This window comes from Occultella kanbiaonis (assembly GCF_009708215.1).
Lineage (GTDB): Bacteria > Actinomycetota > Actinomycetes > Actinomycetales > Beutenbergiaceae > Occultella > Occultella kanbiaonis.
Map to the genome: position 1 here is coordinate 3561128 of NZ_CP046175.1, position 18890 is coordinate 3580017.

Consider the following 18890-nt stretch of genomic DNA (forward strand, 5'->3'; position numbering starts at 1 on the left):
ACGTGTCAACAAATCCGTGCGGTCCGTACGGATCAACATGTCGGGGTGGGATCTGCGCCGTCCAGGCGAGCCGAGGTCCACTCCACCAGTTCGTCGGTGAGCGCAGAGTCCGCCGCGACCAGGCTCAGGTGGTCCAGACCGGTGTACTCGCGGTAGTCGAGGGACTGCCCGGCGGCGCACTGCGCGCTCACCCAGGTCCGCTGCATCGACGGCAGCACGAGCGTGTCGGCGTCGCCCTGCGCGACGAGGACCGGCACGTCGATGAGGTCGGTGGGGCTGTTGTCCCGCAGTGCGGTCCCGAGGGCACCGTCGAGTGCCTCGTCGACGAACACCGGGTCGAACAACTGCGAGGCCGCGACGCCCGCGGCGAGGGCGTCCCGGCCCTCGAAGCACAGTGCACCGATCCGTTCCACCACGGACTCGGTGCCCGGGGTGAGGACGTCGTCGACGCCGAGCTCCGGGTAGTACTGGGCCCACGAGGCGGCGATGTAGGCCGAGACGACCTTTCCGGCGACCTTGTCCTTGATGCCGGCCGCGAGGCGGTACAGGTCGGTGGCCGGCGCCATCGCCGCGACCCCCACGACGGTGAACTCCGGCGCGTACTCGGGGGCGACGATCGCCGTCCAGAGCGCGCCGTGACCGCCTTGCGAGTGCCCCCACACCGCCGTCGTCTCGGACAGAGCCAGCCCCTCGATCTGATGGGCCGCACGGAGCGCGTCCAGCACGTCGCGGCCGGCCTCCTCGCCGACCAGGTAGGGGTGCGGACCCGCCGTGCCGAGGCCGACGTAGTCGGTGAGTACCCCGGCCCAGCCCTGGGCGACCATGTCCTCGAGCGCGGCACCCGCACCGCCCCCGAACGGGGCCGGTGCGAGCGAGGGTGCGCAGCGCGGCACGATCCCGGTGGTGCCGTGGGCAACCGAGACCACCGGCAGCGCCTCCGCGGTTCGGTCGGCCGGCGCGATCACGGTGCCGCTGGCGACCGCGGGCGAACCGTCCGCGTGGGTCGTCGTGTACAGGATGCGCCAACCGTCGGCGCCGGGTGGCACTCCGCTCGAGAGCGGCTCGAGCCGCAGGAGCTGTCCCGGCGCGTCCGGTACCGCGATCGGTGGGGTGTAGAACCCGTCCGGCACCACCTCGGGCCCGCCGGCCCGCAGCCAGTAGGTGCCACCGGCCAGGAGCACCGCGACCAGCAGGGCTGCGATCCCGACGGCGAGGGCGCCCCCGCGCCGCAGCCGTCCCGCCGGCCGCCGTGGGTCTCGCGCCCCGGAGTCGTCCGAACCCTGCCTGCGCCGCACCATCGCCAACGCGGCCGGGATCCCGAGCACCAGGCCCGCGTAGACGAGGAACGCACCGAAGATCACCCCCACGGCGAGCACGGTCAGGACCGGCCAGGCCTGGGCGAGCGCGGCGAACAGCAGCGCCGCGACCCCGGCGAACGCGGCACCGGCCCGCGCGGCCCGGGTACCGCGGATCGCACCGACGATGCCCGCGATCCCGCTCGCTGCCAGCGCCACGGACGCGACGGTGACCAGTCCCGGCAGCGTGAGCCCGCGCCACAACACGACGAACGCGCCCAGGCCGACCAGCAGCACCGCGAGGACGACGTCTACCCGGGCGATCGATGACCCACCCGCCTGCAGGTACCGGGCCACGCCGGCGAGCACGAGGCCGGCTGCCACAAGTCCGACGAGCAGGTGGATACCGGCGCCGGACGCGACCGTGATGAGCACGACCCCGAGCAGGACCATCAACGCGCCGACCACCACGGCCACGGCGGGCGGGGCCGGCTGCGGATCCAGGGGGCGCCATCGCCGTGCCTGCTCGGTCCCTGCGGTCACGACGCTCCCCCAACCCGCCGGTCGGGTGCCGGCACTCGTGGGCCGAACCGGCCCGGGGAGCCAGTCTGGCGCACCTGCGACCGCCGCGCCGCCGTGCCCTTCCACGGACGGGCCATCTCGCCATTCGGGATTCCCCGGACGTCCCCGAACCGGGTGACGGCCCGGCGGTAGCGTCGGGCCAAGGGAGCACGCCCTAGGCACCCGACCAGTCAGATCGCCGAGTTCGGACGGGAACGATGACCACCACTCTCACCACCCTCAGCGGGAACCCGCGACGGGGCTCTCGCACTCTCGCCGTGGCCGAGGCCGCCGCCACCCGGATCGTCGGTCTGGTCGGTGGGTCCGCCCAGGTCGACGGCCGCGTGATCGAGCTCGCCGATCTCGCCGGGCAGTTGTTCGCACCGGAGCACCCCGAGGCGGACGCGGCGCTGGACCGGGTTGCCGGTTCAGACGTCCTCGTCGTGGCGACTCCGGTCTACAAGGCGAGCTACACCGGACTGCTCAAGTCCTTCCTCGACCTCTACGGCGCGAACGGGTTGCGCGGGGTCGTCGCCCTGCCCGTCGTGGTCAGCGGCAACCCGGCCCACCTGCTCTCCACCGACATCCACCTGCGGTCGCTGTTGGTGGAGCTCGGCGCGAGCGTCCCCACCCGCGGGCTCGGGGTGGTGGAGTCGCAGCTGGGCACGATCGAGGACGTCCTGGACGCCTGGTTCGCCGACCACGGCGGGCTCCTGCGTGGCGCGGTCACCGCCCGGGCGGGCGCGGGGGCGGCGGCATGAGCGCCGAGACGCTGAGCGACCTGGAGCGCCTGCTCGCCGAGCAGGACGAGCCCCAGTTGAATGCCGACGAGTACAAACAGGTCTTCCGCCAGCACCCCGCCGGGGTCGCTGTCGTGACGTTCAACGGTTCGGGCACGGAGGCTGTCGACCCGGTGCCGGTCGGTTTCACCGCGACGTCGGTCATCTCGGTGTCCGCCGCTCCCCCGCTGCTCGCGTTCTCGATCGCATCGACGTCCTCGTCCTGGCCGGCGCTGAGCCAGACCGGCACGGTGGTCGTGAACTTCCTCGACGGCCCGTCCGCGCATCTGTCGACCACCTTCGCGACGAGTGGCATCGACCGGTTCGCCGATGCCCCGTGGCACCGGCTGAGCACCGGTGAACCCACCCTGACCGAGGCCTGCGCCCGCGTCCGGGGGCGCGTGGTGCAGCGGATCCCGGCCGGCGACAGCTACCTGGTCACCCTGCGGGCACTCAGCGCCCAGATCCCCAGGACCGGCTCGCCGCTGGTCTACCACGACCGCAGCTACCACCAGATCGGCGGGCACAGCCGGCTGGCCTGATCCCGGCCGAACCGGCCCACCGGGGCCGGGTGACCGGAGGTCAGGACCAGTCCGGCAGGAACGCCTTCGTGGCGGCATCGATCGCGATCGAGTACGTCCAGTCGGTGCGCCGGGTGGACCCCCACGCCTGCCAGCCCTGCCGGTCACTGTGCGCGAGCACGGTGACGCCGTCCGGCACCCAGGGTCCGGCGATCGGCGCGAAGAACGGGATCGCCCCCACCGCGCCGATGAAGGTTGCCCAGCGCCGGGCGATCTGGCTGCGCTTCCACGGACCGAGGACCACCATCACCCGGCGGTGCTGCAGGTAGTTCGCCACCAGCTCGATCTCCCACGCGAAACCCTGACGGACCTCGAGGGGGGTCGCGCTGAGCACCACCGCCCGAGCCGTCTGCGCGTACCGGGCCACGTGCTGCTGCCACTCGTCGTTGCTGAAGCTGGCCCGCGCCGCTCCGATCGGGGCGATCCGCGCGCCGGGCGGCGCGATCGCGATCACCGGCCCGGACATCGAGAGCTGCTGGACGAGCACCTCCTCGAACCGCACCTGGCGGAACAGGCTGAGTGCCCCGAACAGCCCTCGGCGTCGCAGCAGGCCCGGCAGCTTCAGCGAGTCCTCGTCGAAGCTGCGCAGGTACAGGTAGTGCGGGCGGGTGTCCTGGGCGAGGGCATCCGCCACCGAGGCCGCGCGGATCCGCCGCCCGAACTCGTCGAGGGCGACGAGCAGGGCGATGGCCACGAGTAGCAAGGGCACCAGCCAGATCCGCTGGTCGCCGGCGAAGGCCCGCGCGATCGGGTAGAGCGGCCCCGCGAGCGGCTCCCAGCGCCCGGAGAGCCCGGCCCCGGAGTCCACCGGCCAGCCACCGCTGGCGCCCGCATACCAGTTCAGCAGCACGAAGACGACCAGGATCACCGGCAGCAGGCCGTACGCGATGGTGCTCAGGGCCATGCCGACGCCGCCCCGAACGCTGAGGCTGCCGAGCCGGGTGGGCCGCACGTCCTCCACCGGGTGCGGCGGGATGAGGCGGTACATCAGGGCGATGAGCCCGACCAGGACCGCGAGCGCGAGCAGCACGGCGAGCGCCGCAGAGGTGTCCCCGGCGATGACCGAGTTCAGTTCGACGAGGCCCAGGAAAGCGGCGAAGAACCAGACGACCATCCGGATCCGCCGCTTCCACCGGGCGCCCAGCACCACCCGGGTCAGGTCGTGGTACCGGGGTGAGGTCGAGCCGGACCGGTACCGGGGGCGGCGCGCGAACGCGATCAGCCGGAAGGGTCCGACGAAGATCACCCAGATGAACACCACGAACACGATCGTCTGCACGAGCACGTCGCTGAGGTTGTAGGCGGGGGTGTTGACCCGGTTGTACCCGTCCGCGGCCAGGGTGTCCTGCAGGTCCAGGGCGAACGGCCCGATCCGGCCGGCGCACGCTCGCGGGTCGGCCTCGCACGGCATCCGCAGCTCGACGAGCGCGGTCGAGTCCTCCGCGCTGGTGATCCACTGCGAGCGGAGCTCGGCGTCGCCACCGTTCCAGCGGACCCGCTCCTCGCCGTCGAGCACCTGGACCTCCGTGACCGGCCGGCCCGGGATCCCCCGCCACTCGGCCAGACCGATGGCTTCGTCGTCGTCGTCACAGACGGCGTACCACAGGGTCAGCTCCTCGCCCGCGCCGGGGCCCTGCCAGCGCCACTGCTGCGCGGTGCCGCAGCCGGGCGCGTCCCCGACGCTCTCGTCGACGGCGGAGGTGAGCAGGAACCAGTCGTCCCCGGGTGCCCACGGCGGGTCCCCGGCCGGAGCCGCGGAGGCCGACGGCGCACCGAACGCTCCGAGGAGCACGGCCACCAGGGTGGCGGCAAGGCCGAGCAGGACGCGCCGGGCCGGGCGCGCTGGGGCAAGCGACGTCACGCCGGCCTCGCGTAGCCGTCCGGCCACACGACGGCGACCTCGATGCCGCCGGCGCGGGCGGCGTCGACGATCTGCGCCGTGCCGCCGATGCCGCGCTCGCGCTGCCCGTCCCAGACGGCGAGGAGCAGGTCGGCTCCCTCGAGCACGGCCAGCCCGGCCGCCAGATAGGCGTCCGGCGAGGGCTCGGGGTGGTCGAGCACGCGGACCGAGGCGGCCCGCGCCAGCAGGGCCCGGAACGGGGCCCGGTAGTCGGCCGGGAGGGTCTCGGCATAGCCGTCGGCGGGCAGCACCACGTCGAGCTGCAGGCCGAGCGACAGCGCGATCCCGGCCGCCAGCTGGTCGGCCCCCTCGGCCAGGCTGCTGACCAGATGGGCCGGCCCACCCGACCGGCCCGGCGGGCCATCAGCGTGGCCATCAGCGTGGCCGCCGACGGAGCCGTCGGCCTCGTCGACGGCGTACGGGACGAGCACGGCCCGCACGCCCCGTGCGATCACGTCCCGGGCGGCGTCGTCGTAGTTCCGGTGGCCCGTGACGGCGATCCTGGCGCTCATCCGACCGACTCGTCCGGGGTTCGGCCCGGCTCGGCGGTGCGCAGCGACTGCCAGGTGGTCAGCTCGTCGGCGAGCACCGCCTCGGCACGCGCCACGAACGTGGTCCAGTCCGCCTCGGCGATCCCCTCGCGGGTCCAGGCGACCAGGGTGGCCAGGTGGCTGGCGGTGCGGCCGTAGATCTCGTGCGTCTTGCGGTGCTGGCGCATCTGGCTCCAGGCCCCGAACACTGCGGCGAGGGCACCGAACACGCCGAGCAGGTCGAGGTCGATGATGTTGGCGGCCTTGAGCACGGCGGCGGCCAGACCCGCGGCCTCGGCGAGCAGCATCGCGAGGAACCAGCGGTCAGCGAGCACGCCGTGCCGGCGGCTCTTGCGGGCGTACCAGGTCATCTGTTCGACGATGCGCCCCGTGATGTACGCGTCCCGGCGCGTGGCGAAGTCGGCCTCGCGCAGGTCCGACATGGCACGGGTGACGTACTCGAGGTTCTGGCCGTGGGTGGCCAGCGTCACGCCCAGGTCGGCGATCTCGTCGTTCTGGGCCGCCAGGAACATCCGCCGCGCCCGGGGCCCGTCCAGGTCCGGGCCGAACGGAGCGCCCTGCACCGCGAAGCGCCAGCTGTCCGCCTTCGCCGACTCCGCCACGGAGCGGGCCCGCAGCCAGTGGGACTCGGAGTCCTTGGTGTTCAGGTACACGCGCAGCAGCAGACTGGCACCGAAGCAGACGGCACCGAGGACGGCGACGATGTCGGCACCGGAGCCCGGCAGCGGGATGGAGAACGTGCCGCAGAGGGCGGCCAGGACCAGCAGGGTGTAGTGCACCCGCATGCCGCGCACGAACGTCGTCTGTGACCTGACGGCCACGTCGTCGGCGGCGGCGACCACCCCCGAGAGGTCCTCGTCACGCAGGATGCCCGGCGGGCGCACGCTCGGCTCCGACCTCTGGCTCATGCATCCCTCCGGCGATCCATCGACGGCTCAGCCTAATGGCCTCCAGCGGCCACGTGGTCAGGTTCCGCGGTAGGGACGCACCTGCACCAGGTCGTCGCGGTGGACCACCTCGCGGGCGTTGCCGTCCCCGAACCGCTCCCGCAGCTGCACCGAGGTGGCACCCATCCGTTCGGGCAGCTCGTCGGCGGAGTAGGCGACCAGTCCCCGGGCCACCACGGTGCCGTCCGCGGCGGCGATCTCCACCGGGTCCCCCGCCTCGAAGGTGCCCTCGACGCCGATCAGGCCGGCGGCGAGCAGGGACTTCTTCCCGACCGTGAGCGCGCGGACCGCGCCGTCGTCGATGATCAGCCGACCGCTGGTGTGGGCAGCGTGCGCCAGCCACAGGCGCCGCGTCTGGATCCGGCGACCGGTGGCCGAGAACCAGGTGCCGACGTCCTCGCCGGCGAGCGCGGCGGCGGCGTTCGCGGCACTGGTCAGGATGACCGGCACACCGGAACCGACGGCGATCTGGGCGGCCTCGACCTTCGTCACCATGCCGCCGGTGCCCACGTGCGACCCCTTGGCGGTCAGCTCGATGCCCTCGAGATCCGCGGGCGAGTCCACGCGGGCGACCCTGCTCGAGCCGGGCCGGCTCGGCGGGCCGTCGTAGAGCGCGTCGACGTCCGAGAGCAGCAGCAGTCCGTCGGCGCGGACAAGATGCGTGACCAGGGCCGCGAGGCGGTCGTTGTCGCCGAACCGGATCTCGTGGGTGGCGACGGCGTCGTTCTCGTTCACGATCGGGATCACGCCGAGCGCGAGCAGACGCACCAGGGCCCGCTGGGCGTTCCGGTAGTGGCTGCGCCGGATCACGTCCTCGACGGTCAGCAGGACCTGCCCCACGGTGCGCCGGTGCGCCGCGAAGGCCCGGGTGTAGTGCGCCATCAACAGGCCCTGGCCCACGCTCGCCGCCGCCTGTGCGGTGGCGAGGTCCTTCGGGCGGGAACTCAGTCCGAGCACGGTGAGCGCGGACGCGATCGCACCGGAGGAGACCAGGATCACCTGTCCGCCGGCCGCCACCCGGGCGGCGAGGACGTCGGTGAGCGCCCGCAGCCGCTCGACGTCGAGTCGCCCGGCCTCATCGGTGAGCGACGACGACCCGACCTTCACCACGAGCCGCCGTGCCCGGGCGGGATCGGCGAACGCCGCGCGATCGGTGAGCTCCGCCGTCATTCGTCGTCGTCGCGATCGGTCCACAGTTCGGCGCGGGCCGCGGCCTTGGCGTCCATCCGGCCGTGGAACTCCTCCCGCTTCTCGGCGCGGGTGGGCCTGCTGCGGTCCTCGAGGCGGAGGTCGGTGCCCCGCGGGGAGGCGAGCAGTTCGGGTCCGGTGAGCAGGGTCGGCTCCCAGTCGAACACGACGCCGCGGGGACCGTCGCCGATCACGACCTCATCACCGGCCACGGCGCCGGCCTTGAACAGGCCGTCCTCGACGCCGAGCCGGGCGAGCCGGTCCGCGAGGTACCCGACGGCCTCGTCGTTCGCGAAGTCGGTCTGACGCACCCACCGCTCGGGCTTGTCGCCGCGGACCAGGTAGTAGACGTGGTCGCTCTGCCGGCGGGTCACCGTGAAGCCGGACTCGTTGACCGCGCGGGGGCGCAGCACTTTGCGGGTGGGCTCCGGGGCGGGAGCGGCGTCACGAGCCTGCTGCACGATCTCCGCGAGAGCGAACGACAGCGCCCGCAAGCCCTCGTGGGAGGCCGTCGAGATCTCGAACACGCGCAGTCCGCGAGCCTCGAGCTCGGGGCGGACCAGCTCAGCCAGGTCCCGCGCCTCTGGCACGTCGATCTTGTTCAGGACCACCAGCCGGGGTCGCTCGGTCAGCGGGGTCCGGCCGCCCTCGATGCCGACGTCGCCCGCGTAGGTGGCCAGTTCCGCCTCGATCACGTCGAGGTCGGTGATCGGGTCGCGGCCCGGGTCGAGGGTGGCGCAGTCGAGGACATGCACGATGACCGCGCAGCGCTCGATGTGCCGCAGGAACTCCAGGCCGAGGCCCTTGCCCTGGCTGGCGCCGGGGATCAGTCCGGGCACGTCGGCCATGGTGTAGCGGGCCTGGCCGGCCTGCACCACCCCGAGGTTCGGGACGAGGGTGGTGAACGGGTAGTCGGCGATCTTCGGCCGGGCGGCGGACATCGCGGCCACCAGGGAGGACTTGCCGGCGCTCGGGAACCCGACCAGGGCCACATCCGCGACGGTCTTGACCTCGAGGACGAGGTCCTCCTCCCAGCCCGGCTCACCGAGCAGCGCGAAGCCGGGGGCCTTGCGCTTCTGCGAGGAGAGCGCGGCGTTGCCGAGCCCGCCCTGACCGCCCCGGGCGGCCACGTACCGGGTGCCGGCGCCGACCAGATCGGCGAGCAGGACACCGTTGGGGTTCTTCACGACGGTGCCGTCCGGCACGTACAGCACCAGGTCCTCGCCGCGCTTGCCGGTGCGCATGTCACCGGCGCCCTGGGTGCCGTTCTCGGCCCGCCGGTGCGGGGAGTGGTGGTAGTCGAGCAGGGTGGTGGTCTGCGGGTCCACCTCGAGGATCACGTCACCGCCGGAGCCACCGTTGGCGCCGTCGGGGCCGCCAAGAGGCTTGAACTTCTCCCGGTGCACGGAAGCGCAACCGTTGCCGCCGTCACCGCCGCGCGTGTGCAGGACCACACGGTCCACGAAGTTCGCCATGACTGGCTACCTCCTCATTGCTTGGGGGTGGAACGGACTGGCTGAAACACCGACGGCGGGGGCGGAGCGGCTCAATGCCGCTCCGCCCCCGCCGGACGTACCTACGAGTGCGTGGCCCGCTCAGGCCTCGGCGGCGACGACGTCGATGACCTTGCGGCCCCGGCGGCTGCCGAACAGCACCGAACCCGGCTCGAGGGCGAACAGGGTGTCGTCCTTGCCGCGGCCGACGTTGTTGCCCGGGTGGAAGTGGGTGCCACGCTGGCGGACGATGATCTCGCCGGCCTTGACGACCTCGCCACCGAAGCGCTTGACGCCCAGACGCTGAGCGTTGGAGTCGCGCCCGTTGCGGGAGGAGCTTGCGCCCTTCTTGTGTGCCATGACGAACCTGCTCTCTTGAAGCTCTACGGGTGGGAGGGGTTACTTGATGCCGGTGACCTTGAGGCGCGTCAACCGCTGACGGTGCCCCAGGCGACGGCGGTAGCCGGTCTTGTTCTTGAACTTGAGGATGGTGATCTTCGGACCCTTCTCGTCCCGAACGATCTCCGCCGTCACTGTGATCTTCTTCAGGTCGGCGGCCTCGGAGGTCACCTTGTCCCCGTCGACGAGCAGGATGGGCTCGAGTTCGACCGAGTCGCCCTCGGCCCCCTTGAGACGGTCCACGACGACGACGTCACCGACGGACACCTTCTCCTGTCGGCCGCCGGCCTTGACGATCGCGTACACCACGTTTCCTGCTCATCTCTGTCGTCACAACATGTCTGGGTTCCCGCGCCGGGCAGCCATCTCGGGCCAACTGGCCAGCGAAGACGTCCGCTGCTCGCATGCTCGCGCCGCGAGAGGCGCGCACCACGGGACACGGTGCACAAGCACCGACGCTCAAGATTACGCGAGAGGGGCCCTGGGAGCAAACCACCGGCGTGTGAGTTTCGCCATGACGTTCGCGGCGATCCCTGGGCCCACCCGCGGCCCGCCGTCGGCGCACCCGGGTACGGCAGGATGTGACGCCTACGACCGACGACCACCGGTGGCACCTGAGCGACCTCGTGCGACCGCCGAGCAGACCGGAGCCCACCCATGCCCGCCGATTCTCCCACGATCCTGGCCACGTCCGGTGGCTACCGTCCGGGGCACCGGGTCCCCCTGGAGTTCGGCGCCCTGGTGCACCACGCCGTCGACCTCTCCGGCGCATCCGGCCGCGCGCCCCGGGTCAGCTACCTCGGCACGGCAGGGGGCGACCAGGACTGGCGGGCCGCGAGCATGCACGACGCGGCGCGGGTGGCCGGCTTCGACCTCACGGTCGTGCGGCTGTTCACCATGCCGAACCTGGACGACGTCGAGGGTCACCTGCTCGAGGCCGACGTGGTCTGGGTGGACGGCGGGTCGGTCGCGAACCTGCTCGCGGTCTGGCGCGTGCACGGCCTCGACGAGATCATGCGCAGGGTCTGGGCGGCCGGGGTGGTGCTCGCCGGGGTGAGCGCCGGCTCGATCTGCTGGTACGGCGGCGGCACCACGGACTCCTTCGGCCCCGAACTGCGCGCGGTGACCGACGGTCTCGGACTGCTCCCCTACGGCAGCGGCGTGCACTACGACGGCGAGTCCCGCCGTCGTCCCCTCGTGCACTCCCTCGTGGCGGACGGCACGCTCGGCGAGACCCACTGCACGGACGACGGCGTCGGCCTGGTCTATTCGGGGACCCGCCTCGTCGAGGCGGTCACCGAGGCTCCCGGCAAGGGTGCGTACGTGGTGCGGCGCGAGGCCGACGGCCGCGTACGCGAGGATCGCATCGAACCGCGGCTGCTGGCCGGCTGAGCGGCCGGTGGGGCCGGTGACCCCCGCGGGGACAGACCTGCCCATCAGCCCCGGCCGGTGGCCGGTGGCGGGCGACTAACCTTGGACGCGATGAGTCTCCAGTCCCCGACCGCGCCGGTGCCCCCGAAGCGGCGTGTGCAGCCCGCGGCTCCCCGCACACCGAGCCAACTGCTGCTGGCCGCCGGCGGCGACCCGTTCGACCACGCCCGCGCGACGGTGGACTCGGCGCTCGGCGCGGCCGGCGAACTCCTCGGCTTCCTGCCGCGGGAGCAGGAGCAGCTCCGGCAGCGGTTCACCACGATCGTCTCGATGCTCGAGGCGGACCGCCGGATGCTCGCCGACTGGCGACTGATGCTGACCGAGCAGCAGATCCTGGGTTCCGTGACGCCACCGACCTGGGGTGAGTACGCGACGCTGGCGGGCGCACCGGCCGGCCGGACACCGGTCGACCCGGACGCCCGGGCCGAACCGGTGTACGGCTTCAACGCGGTGCTCGGGCACGTCGGCGGGGCGCTGAAGTCGGCCACGGACGCTCTCGCGCAGTTCGGCGGGCAGATCGGTTCGTCCCGCCGGTTCCTGCTCGCGGGCAACGTGGCCACCGCGGCGGCCGGGGTCGAGCATCTCGCCGCCATGTTCACCGCGGCGATGTGGGACTACGAACGTCCGGCCATGCCGACGTTGCCGGCCCGATCCGGGCGCATCGAGCTGCGCGCGTCGCCCCGGGCGCGGCCGCAGACCAGGTGGGCCCGGTACGCCCGCGTGATGTTCGTGGCGGACCGGGTCGAGTTCACCACGGCGCAGGGTCGACGGGTGATCGGCACGGACACCCCGATCGCGTACCTGCTGCACGTCGCACCGCCGTCCCCGGTGGACGTGCTGGCCCCCTACGACCCGGCCGAGCGGTACGCCCGGGTGCCGCTCTACGACGCCCTCGGCGCGGTGCACTTCTGCAACGAGGCGGGCCTCAGCATGGGGGCGATCGCCGTCGCGGACTGGCTCGTCCAACCCGAGGCCACGGTGGCCCAGTCCTGGTCGATGGCCCCCGGCGCCGAATACCTGCGGGCCCACGCCCGCCTGGTCTGGGCACTGCAGGCGACCGGCGTCACCGCCGGGGCCGCCACCCTGCGCGTGCCGATCAGACGTGGCGTGGCGCACCCGCCGATGGCGGACCCGGACCGGGTCCGGCCAAAGACGAAGACCGGCAGCACCGGACTGGCGACGCCGACCAACCCGGCCGCCACCCCGATCGACGTGGTGGCTGACCTGATCCGCCCGGCACCGCATCTGCTCCCCTACCGCGGCACCGGGGCCCGGCCGGCCGATGCCTACCGCCGCCGCGCCAAGCGCGGCAACACCTTGAACAAGGACACCGGCCCGGCGTCGCCACTGAACGGGATCCTCCGGTGGCCGGCGCTGGCCGCGATCATCATCGGCGGCCTCGGATCGGCGTACCTGCTCGCGAACACCTGGTGGGTGCGCACCTGCGTCGTCCTGATGTTCGCGGCCGTGCTCGAACCCTGGCTCTGGTGGCTCTGGGCCTGGTTCCGTGACCACGACTTCCGCCGGATGAAGGCTGTGTACCGGCCCGGGTCCGCACCGGGCCGGACCTTGCGGTTCTCGCGGCGGGCAGCCCTGCTCTACGACGGCGCGAACGTCGGCATCCGCAGTGCCACCGGCCACGAGGCCTGGCTCGCCGCGTCGTCCGACTCCGACCTCGGGTTGGTCTCCCTGCAGCGGCTGATGCACGAGGGGCAGGCCTGGGCGTTCGCGCTCACCGACCGCTGGGGGCACTGGCGCGCCGTGCTACCGGCGCAGGACTGGGCACCCGGGGGCGACCTCAGCGGTCTGGCCGGCTTCGCCCAGACCGCCGGCCTCGAGCTCGGCGACACGACCGCCGCGCCGTTCCCGGTGACGAACGACCCGCTGGACGAGTCGTCGGCGTTCGCCGCGACCCGGTCGATGGGACCGCGCACGCGCGGCATGGTGATGCTCGGGATCTACGCCCTCTCCGTGGCCCCGCTGACCCTGCTCGGCGCCCGCACCGCCACGTTCATGCTGTTCCTGGTGGCCGCGATCGCGCTGACGCCCACGTTCCTGCGCTATGTCTGGAACCGGTGGCTGGACCGGCGCCCCGCGGCCAAGGGTTCCCAGGCGGACCCGCGAACGGCCGAGCCGCTGCAGATGGGCACCGCGAACACCGGGGCCTGACTGCCCTGCCCTCCGCGTCGGCACGCGCACCCGGCCGGAGACGACCGTGGGGCCCCGATCGGGGCCCCACGGTCGCGTTCGGCCGTCCGTGCTCAGTCGGCGTCGGGACCGTCCGTCGCGGAGTCCTCGGCCTCGGGCGCCGGTGACTGCTCCTGCCGAGCGTGGGTCGCCGGGGCCGCGAGGGCGTCATAGCTGCCCTCGACCAACCGCACCTGGACCGGCTCGTCGCTGCCGTTGCCGAGCAGGGCGCCGTCCACGGAGGCCACCTCGGCGGCAGCCGCCTCGAACTGGGCCGAGCTCGAGGAGTCCCGGCCGATCCCGCGGGCCAGGGCGTCGAGCCGCTCCCCGACCGTGCGGTCCGGGATCGGCAGACGCGGGAGCAGGCCGAGGCTCGCGCCGGTGCCGTGGCCGGCGGCCTCCGCCGGAGCCTCGTCGGCCTCGGGGTGGGAGTCGACCGCGGGTTCGCCGTCGAGCACGGGGGCGTGCGGCGCGTCGCCGTCGTGCTCCTGCGGGTGGCCGTGCTCCTGGTCGTGAGCGTGGGCCGCCGCGGCCGCGATGGTGGCCAGGGTGGCGCGCACCGCGGCGCGCTGCTCCGGGTCGACCTCCGGCTCCGGGGCGGCTGCGGGTGCCGGCTGGCGGTTGTCGCCGCCGCTGCCACCTGTGCTGCCGCTACGGCGGTTGCCCCGACGGCGACCGCCGCGGCTCTCCTCTGGTTCCGGCTCGCTCGGCCCGTCGTTCTCGACCGGTTCGGCGTGGACGATGAACCCACGGCCGTTGCAGTGCTCGCAGGTCTCGCTGAACGCCTCGACCAGGCCCTGGCCGACCCGCTTACGGGTCATCTGGACCAGGCCGAGCGACGTCACCTCCGCCACCTGGTGGCGGGTGCGGTCACGGCCGAGGCATTCGGTCAGGCGGCGCAGCACCAGGTCCCGGTTCGCCTCGAGGACCATGTCGATGAAGTCGATGACGATGATGCCGCCGATGTCACGCAGCCGGAGCTGACGCACGACCTCCTCGGCCGCCTCGAGGTTGTTCCGGGTGACGGTCTCTTCGAGGGTGCCGCCGGAACCGGTGAACTTCCCGGTGTTGACGTCCACCACGGTCATCGCCTCGGTCCGGTCGATCACCAGGGAACCGCCGGAGGGCAGGTACACCTTGCGGTCCATGCCCTTGGCGAGCTGTTCGTCGATGCGGTGCGCCGCGAACACGTCCTTGTTCTCGACCCAGTGGTGCAGGCGCGGTGCCAGGTCCGGGGCCACCGAGGAGACGTACTCCGAGATGGTCGACCACGCCTCGTCACCGGAGACCGTCAGCGAGGCGAAGTCCTCGTTGAACACGTCCCGGACCACGCGGGTGGCCAGCTCGGGCTCACCCTTGAGGAGCACGGGCGCCGTGACCGACTTGCGGGAGGTCTTGGTCTCGATGTCCGCCCACTGCTTGGTGAGCCGCTCCACGTCGTTGCGCAGCTCCTCCTCGCTGGCGCCCTCCGCCGCGGTGCGCACGATGACGCCCTGGCCGTCGGGGACGATCTCCTTGAGGAGCTTCTTCAGCCGCGCCCGCTCGGTGTCCGGGAGCTTGCGGGAGATCCCCGTCATCGCCCCGGACGGCACGAGCACCAGGTACCGGCCCGCGAGGGTGATCTGTGAGGTCAGCCGGGCGCCCTTGTGCCCGATCGGGTCCTTGGTGACCTGCACCAGCACGGAGTCGCCGGAGGACAGTGCCTGCTCGATCCTGCGCGGCTGTCCCTCGAGCCCGGCAGCGTCCCAGTTCACCTCACCGGCGTACAGGACGGCGTTGCGACCCTTGCCGAGGTCGATGAAGGCCGCCTCCATCGACGGCAGCACGTTCTGCACGCGGCCGAGGTAGACGTTGCCGACCATCGAGGTCTGGGTCTTGCGGGCCACGTAGTGCTCCACCAGGACGTTGTCCTCGAGCACCGCGATCTGGGTGCGGCCGTCCCGCTCACGCACCACCATGGCGCGCTCGACGGACTCGCGGCGGGCCAGGAACTCCGCCTCGGTGATGATCGAGCGACGACGGTTCGAGTCGCGACCGTCACGGCGCCGCTGGCGCTTCGCCTCCAGCCGGGTGGAACCCTTCAGTGCGGTGACCTCGTCGCGGGCGGCGCGGGCGCCGTCATCCGAACGGGAGCCGCCGCTGCTACCACTGCCGCCTCGGCTGCGGCGACGACGCCGACGGCGTGAACCGCCCTCGGAGCCGTCGCCACCGTCGCCGTCCTCGTCGCCCGCGTCGGTGTCCTGCTTCGCGTCGGTATCGGGCTCGACGTCCTTGGCCGCCTCGTCCTTGGCGCCGTCGTCCTGGGACTCCTCGCCGGTGGCTGCGTCGTCGTCCTCGGAACCGTCGTCGCCGGTGTCGGAGTCGGAGTTCGCCGGTCGGCGGCGGCCCCGCCCGCCGCGGCGGCGGCGGCGGCGGTTCGGCGCGCCGCCCTCGTCACCGGAGGCGTCCGTGGCGCCGTCGGTCTCCTCGGTGTCGCCGGTCTCGTCCTCGACCGGGGCGACCGGTTCGTCCGCGACCCGACGGTTGCGCGCGGGCCGCTCCTCGCGGGGCTCCGGCGGGCCGGCCGGGGCGGCCGCACGACGGCTGCGGCGGGCGACGTCCGGCGCCTGGAACAGCAGTGCGGTGGCGGGCAGGCGCGGCGACTCGTCGTCGGACTCGTCGTCGTCGCCCAGTTCGTCGGCCAGTTCGTCGTCGGCCGGCGCGTCGTCGACGTCGGTCTCGTCCTCGTCGTCGACGCCCGGGCCGGCGTGACGGTCCCGCTCGGGCAGGTCGATGTCGACGCGGGCCAGATCCGCGGAGGCCGCCTCGTCGGCGTCGACGTTCTCGCGGTCCACGCCGAAGGCGGCGAACACGTCGAGGGTGGGCGCGGGGGCGGGAGCACCGGCAGCGGCCCCGGCCCGGCGTGAGCGTCGGGCCCGCTTGGGCGCCTCGGCCTGGGTCTGCGTCAGGGTGGCCTCGGCAGCAGGTGCCGCCTGGACGTCGTCGGCCTCGGCCTCGGTGGCCTGCGCGGCCGCGATGTCGACCTGCTCGGCGCCGCCCGCGACCTCGGTGGCGTCGGAGTCGGGGCCGCTCTTCTTCCGCGACCGGGAGCCGGCCGACCTGCGCTTCTTCGGTGCCGGCTCGGCGTCCGACGGCGTCGCGGCGTCGGCGGGTGCGTCACCCTGGGCGTCGGTCACATCGGTCACCGTCTCCACGGCAGCCGCGGCTTCCTCGGTGACCTTCTTCTTGCGGGGGCTGCGCTTGCGCACCGGCTTGGTCGGGGCGTCCGCCTCGGCCGCGGGGCCGGCCGTGCCGTCGGTGCTGGAAGTGCTGTCGGTGCCGGCAGTGCTGTCGGTGCCACCACTGCCCTCGGCGCCCTCGTTCGGGAGCGAGCCTGCGCCGTCGGCGGTCTCCGGCCCGGGCGACCCGGCGCCGCCGGAGGATGCCTGCGCGACCTGCGCGCCGCCGTCGGCCGTCTGTGCGGCCTGCGCCGCCGCGGCCGCGGCGTGCTCCTCGGGGGTCATCACCGGCCGGGTGGCGCGGCGCGAGCGGCGCCGGCGCGGCTGCTCGGTGGCGGCGACCTCGGTCGGCTCCGTTGCCGTGGTCTGTTCGTTGCTGAAGCTGTCGTTCTCGGTCACGGGTTGTGCTCCCGGTGCCCCGGTGCCCCAGCCATACCCGCCTGGCGCCCTTGGGCGGTTCGTCGGCGTCACCCCGCGGGGTGGCCGTAAGAAAGTCGTGTGTGCCTCGAGCCTCGCGAGTTCTCGCGTCGACCGTCCGCCGATTCCATCACGCACCATGTGGGCACGTTCTCCGGGTGGTCGGTCCTGGCCCGCGCCTTGCCTGGTGGCGGCGCGTGTTCCACAACCCCAACTACCTTTGCCGATGTCGTCGGGCTCACCGGCAGGTATGGGACTGACCGGCTCGCCGCGGCAAGTATCGCACAGGCCCTCCGCGGGAGGAGGTGACACGCCGTCACCACACGGGACCTTGGTCCCAGGTCTGCGGCAGGGCCGCACCTAGCGTCTTGTCTACCGCGCACCTCGCTCCCCAGAAGGATGGCCCCACCGGTGGAAGCACTCGACGTAGCCCGTTGGCAGTTCGGCATCGTGACCGTCTACCACTTCATCTTCGTGCCGCTGACGATCGGTCTGGCGCCGTTGGTGGCGATCATGCAGACGATCTGGACCTTCACCGGCAAGGAGAACTGGTACCGGCTCACGAAGTTCTTCGGCAAGCTTCTGCTGATCAACTTCGCGATCGGCGTGGTCACCGGGATCGTCCAGGAGTTCCAGTTCGGCATGAATTGGAGCGAGTACTCCCGGTTCGTCGGCGACGTGTTCGGGGCACCACTGGCCATCGAGGGCCTGGCCGCGTTCTTCGTGGAGTCCACGTTCCTGGGCCTGTGGATCTTCGGCTGGGACCGGCTGCCGAAGAAGATCCACCTGGCCTGCATCTGGGCGGTCGCGATCGCGACGAACGCCTCCGCGTTCTTCATCCTCGCCGCCAACTCGTGGATGCAGCACCCCGTCGGGGCGATCTTCAACGAGGAGACCGGGCGCGCCGAGATGGTCGACTTCGGCGCGGTGCTGACCAACAACACACTGGTCGCCGCGTACTCCCACACCGTCTCGACGTCGCTGCTGGTGGCCGGGACGTTCGTCGCAGGCGTGGCCGGATGGCTGCTGGTACGAGCGGCCCGGAACTCGCAGAAGGACCTGGCCCGGACCGTGTACCGGCCCGCCGCCCTGCTCGGGCTCGCCACCATCGTGATCGCCGGCGCCGGGGTGGTCGTCAGCGGCGACTACCAGGGCAAGCTCATGTACGAGCAGCAGCCGATGAAAATGTCCTCGGCGGAGGCCCTGTGTGAGGGCGAGAACGGCGCGGACTTCTCCCTGCTCACCATCGGGGACCTGTCCAACAGTTGTGAGGGCGTGCAGCACATCCTCACCATCCCCGGCGTGACCAGCTACCTCGGTACCGGCGACTTCGACGGGTACCTGCCCGGCGTGGAGGACCTCCAGGAGCAGTATGCCGAGCAGTACGGCGAGGGCGTCGACTACCGCCCGAACCTGGCCCTGACGTACTGGTCGTTCCGCCTCATGATCGGTTTCGCGGCCGGGTCGGCGGCGCTGGCCCTGGTGGGGCTGTGGCTGCTGCGGCGCGGCCGGATCACGGACTCGAAGTGGTTCGGGCGGCTGTGCCTCGTGGCCATCCCGATGCCGTTCATCGCCGCCTCGTTCGGGTGGATCTTCACCGAGACCGGGCGCCAGCCCTGGGTGGTGGCCCCGAACCCGACCGGCGTGGATCTGGTCTGGATGCTCACAGCGGACGGACTGTCCACGACGGTGCCCGTCGGCGAGGTGCTCGCCTCCCTGATCACGTTCACCGTGCTCTACACGGTGCTCGCGGTGGTCTGGTTCACGCTGATGCGCCGGTACGCCGCGATCGGGGTGGCACCGGCCGCCGGCACCACCGCCGCCGCGACCGGTTCGCCCGACGATCCCGACTCCGACGACGGGTCCGATGATCCCGGCGGCACCGGAAGCGCCGAGGATCCCGAGTCCCAGCCCCTCTCGTTCGCGTACTGAGTCGAGGAAGC

At 72.6% G+C, this 18890-nt stretch carries 14 protein-coding genes; 5 read left to right on the forward strand and 9 right to left on the reverse strand.

Annotation, left to right across the window (positions count from 1 at the left end):
- Positions 1 to 32: 32 nt before the first annotated feature.
- Positions 33 to 1838 (reverse strand): lipase family protein, encoded by a 1806-nt coding sequence (locus GKS42_RS16395; protein ID WP_154794800.1) that lies wholly within the window; start codon positions 1836 to 1838, stop codon positions 33 to 35.
- A gap of 236 nt (positions 1839 to 2074) precedes the next feature.
- Between GKS42_RS16395 and GKS42_RS16400 the strand changes: the two genes are divergently transcribed.
- The gene (locus tag GKS42_RS16400) at positions 2075 to 2617 is read left to right on the forward strand and encodes an NADPH-dependent FMN reductase (RefSeq protein WP_154794801.1); all 543 of its coding nucleotides are present in this window, start codon (positions 2075 to 2077) and stop codon (positions 2615 to 2617) included.
- Complete coding sequence (locus tag GKS42_RS16405) at positions 2614 to 3177, forward strand: flavin reductase family protein (RefSeq protein ID WP_154794802.1); 564 nt, start codon at positions 2614 to 2616, stop codon at positions 3175 to 3177. Before GKS42_RS16400 ends, GKS42_RS16405 begins: the two co-directional genes overlap by 4 nt.
- Positions 3178 to 3217: 40 nt before the next feature.
- Here the strand turns inward: GKS42_RS16405 and GKS42_RS16410 are convergent, their stop codons facing one another.
- The 7 genes from GKS42_RS16410 to rplU form a co-directional block, all read right to left on the reverse strand.
- The gene (locus GKS42_RS16410) at positions 3218 to 5077 is read right to left on the reverse strand and encodes a hypothetical protein (protein ID WP_154794803.1); all 1860 of its coding nucleotides are present in this window, start codon (positions 5075 to 5077) and stop codon (positions 3218 to 3220) included.
- The gene (locus GKS42_RS16415) at positions 5074 to 5628 is read right to left on the reverse strand and encodes a hypothetical protein (RefSeq protein WP_154794804.1); all 555 of its coding nucleotides are present in this window, start codon (positions 5626 to 5628) and stop codon (positions 5074 to 5076) included. The genes GKS42_RS16410 and GKS42_RS16415 overlap by 4 nt, the downstream gene beginning before the upstream one ends.
- A complete protein-coding gene (locus GKS42_RS16420) occupies positions 5625 to 6575 on the reverse strand; it encodes a DUF4231 domain-containing protein (protein ID WP_154794805.1) in 951 nt (316 codons plus the stop codon). Before GKS42_RS16420 ends, GKS42_RS16415 begins: the two co-directional genes overlap by 4 nt.
- Positions 6576 to 6632: 57 nt before the next feature.
- A complete protein-coding gene (gene proB, locus GKS42_RS16425) occupies positions 6633 to 7784 on the reverse strand; it encodes a glutamate 5-kinase (RefSeq protein WP_154794806.1) in 1152 nt (383 codons plus the stop codon).
- The gene (obgE, locus tag GKS42_RS16430) at positions 7781 to 9277 is read right to left on the reverse strand and encodes a GTPase ObgE (protein WP_154794807.1); all 1497 of its coding nucleotides are present in this window, start codon (positions 9275 to 9277) and stop codon (positions 7781 to 7783) included. Before obgE ends, proB begins: the two co-directional genes overlap by 4 nt.
- Before the next feature lie 120 nt (positions 9278 to 9397).
- Complete coding sequence (rpmA, locus tag GKS42_RS16435) at positions 9398 to 9655, reverse strand: 50S ribosomal protein L27 (protein WP_154794808.1); 258 nt, start codon at positions 9653 to 9655, stop codon at positions 9398 to 9400.
- Between the two features lie 39 nt (positions 9656 to 9694).
- Positions 9695 to 10003 (reverse strand): 50S ribosomal protein L21, encoded by a 309-nt coding sequence (gene rplU, locus GKS42_RS16440; RefSeq protein ID WP_154794809.1) that lies wholly within the window; start codon positions 10001 to 10003, stop codon positions 9695 to 9697.
- A gap of 348 nt (positions 10004 to 10351) precedes the next feature.
- Between rplU and GKS42_RS16445 the strand changes: the two genes are divergently transcribed.
- Both GKS42_RS16445 and GKS42_RS16450 read left to right on the forward strand, forming a co-directional pair.
- On the forward strand, positions 10352 to 11086 hold the full coding sequence (locus GKS42_RS16445) for a Type 1 glutamine amidotransferase-like domain-containing protein (RefSeq protein ID WP_154794810.1): 735 nt from the start codon (positions 10352 to 10354) through the stop codon (positions 11084 to 11086).
- A gap of 90 nt (positions 11087 to 11176) precedes the next feature.
- The gene (locus GKS42_RS16450) at positions 11177 to 13294 is read left to right on the forward strand and encodes a hypothetical protein (protein WP_154794811.1); all 2118 of its coding nucleotides are present in this window, start codon (positions 11177 to 11179) and stop codon (positions 13292 to 13294) included.
- Between the two features lie 92 nt (positions 13295 to 13386).
- Here the strand turns inward: GKS42_RS16450 and GKS42_RS16455 are convergent, their stop codons facing one another.
- Positions 13387 to 16929, reverse strand: a complete 3543-nt coding sequence (locus GKS42_RS16455; protein ID WP_232847701.1) for an Rne/Rng family ribonuclease — start codon at positions 16927 to 16929, stop codon at positions 13387 to 13389.
- Positions 16930 to 17358: 429 nt separating this feature from the next.
- On the opposite strand from GKS42_RS16455, the gene GKS42_RS16460 reads away from it, so the two are divergent.
- Positions 17359 to 18879: a cytochrome ubiquinol oxidase subunit I gene (locus GKS42_RS16460; protein ID WP_154794813.1), complete on the forward strand. Its 1521-nt coding sequence runs from the start codon at positions 17359 to 17361 to the stop codon at positions 18877 to 18879.
- Positions 18880 to 18890: the final 11 nt, after the last annotated feature.

Excerpts from the sequence above, each read along its gene's own strand:
- GKS42_RS16400 (WP_154794801.1), top strand. The coding sequence starts at position 2,075 with ATGACCACCACTCTCACCACCCTCAGCGGGAACCCGCGACGGGGCTCT.
- GKS42_RS16405 (WP_154794802.1), top strand. The coding sequence starts at position 2,614 with ATGAGCGCCGAGACGCTGAGCGACCTGGAGCGCCTGCTCGCCGAGCAG.
- GKS42_RS16415 (WP_154794804.1), bottom strand. The coding sequence starts at position 5,628 with ATGAGCGCCAGGATCGCCGTCACGGGCCACCGGAACTACGACGACGCC.
- GKS42_RS16420 (WP_154794805.1), bottom strand. The coding sequence starts at position 6,575 with ATGAGCCAGAGGTCGGAGCCGAGCGTGCGCCCGCCGGGCATCCTGCGT.
- proB (WP_154794806.1), bottom strand. The coding sequence starts at position 7,784 with ATGACGGCGGAGCTCACCGATCGCGCGGCGTTCGCCGATCCCGCCCGG.
- obgE (WP_154794807.1), bottom strand. The coding sequence starts at position 9,277 with ATGGCGAACTTCGTGGACCGTGTGGTCCTGCACACGCGCGGCGGTGAC.
- rpmA (WP_154794808.1), bottom strand. The coding sequence starts at position 9,655 with ATGGCACACAAGAAGGGCGCAAGCTCCTCCCGCAACGGGCGCGACTCC.
- GKS42_RS16445 (WP_154794810.1), top strand. The coding sequence starts at position 10,352 with ATGCCCGCCGATTCTCCCACGATCCTGGCCACGTCCGGTGGCTACCGT.
- GKS42_RS16450 (WP_154794811.1), top strand. The coding sequence starts at position 11,177 with ATGAGTCTCCAGTCCCCGACCGCGCCGGTGCCCCCGAAGCGGCGTGTG.